Genomic DNA, 697 nt, shown 5'->3' with positions numbered 1-697 from the left:
CGGCGTCCCGGGCCGCCTCGATGGCGCGGTCCGCGTCGGGCAGGGTGAGTGCCATCGGCTTCTCGCAGAACACATGCTTGCCCGCCTGGGCCGCGGCGACCACGAGGTCGGTATGCGTGGCGGCGGGTGAGCAGATGGCGACGGCGTCGATCGCCGGATCGGCGATCAGCTCAAGCGGGTCACGGTAGTGCCGCTGAGCGGAAAGCCGCTGTGCGGCAGTCTCGTCGAGATCGGCGACCGCTTCCAGATGCACATCGGGAAGCCGGTGCGCCAGCGTCTCGCCGTGATACGAGCCGATCCAGCCGGCCCCGATGAGACCACATGACAGTGACTCCGACATCTTCCTTCTCCGATCGACTAGAACGTTCTAGTGGAGACTAGTAAAGCACGAAGAACTAGAACCTTCTAGCCTCTTGGGATGCAGTCCCGACCGACGTTGGAGGACGTCGCCCGCCATGCGGGCGTCTCGCGCGCCCTGGTGTCCATCGTCATGCGTGATGCCCCCGGCGCCAGCGAGGAGACACGGGCCAGGGTGCGGCGGGCCGCCGACGACATCGGATACCGGCCCGATCCACGAGCCCGACGACTGCGCCAGCTGCGCACCAAGCTGCTGGGGGTCACCTTCGCTGCCGGACAGGAGTTCCATGCCGAACTGATCGACGGTGTGTACGCCGCGGCCGACGACTTCGGCTACGAG

2 protein-coding genes are annotated in these 697 nt (G+C 67.0%); one reads left to right on the top strand and one right to left on the bottom strand.

Annotated elements, in window-relative coordinates:
- Positions 1-340, bottom strand: a 340-nt coding sequence (locus tag H7J86_RS31695) for a Gfo/Idh/MocA family oxidoreductase (protein ID WP_267295823.1), incomplete at its 3' end; no start/stop codon positions are given.
- Positions 341-418: 78 nt separating this feature from the next.
- On the opposite strand from H7J86_RS31695, the gene H7J86_RS31690 reads away from it, so the two are divergent.
- The coding region (locus tag H7J86_RS31690; protein ID WP_267295821.1) for a LacI family DNA-binding transcriptional regulator at positions 419-697 on the top strand (279 nt) is incomplete at its 3' end.

It is taken from the genome of Mycobacterium hackensackense, assembly GCF_025822555.1.
Taxonomy (GTDB): domain Bacteria; phylum Actinomycetota; class Actinomycetes; order Mycobacteriales; family Mycobacteriaceae; genus Mycobacterium; species Mycobacterium fluoranthenivorans.
This window is presented reverse-complemented; position numbering and strand designations above follow the sequence as displayed.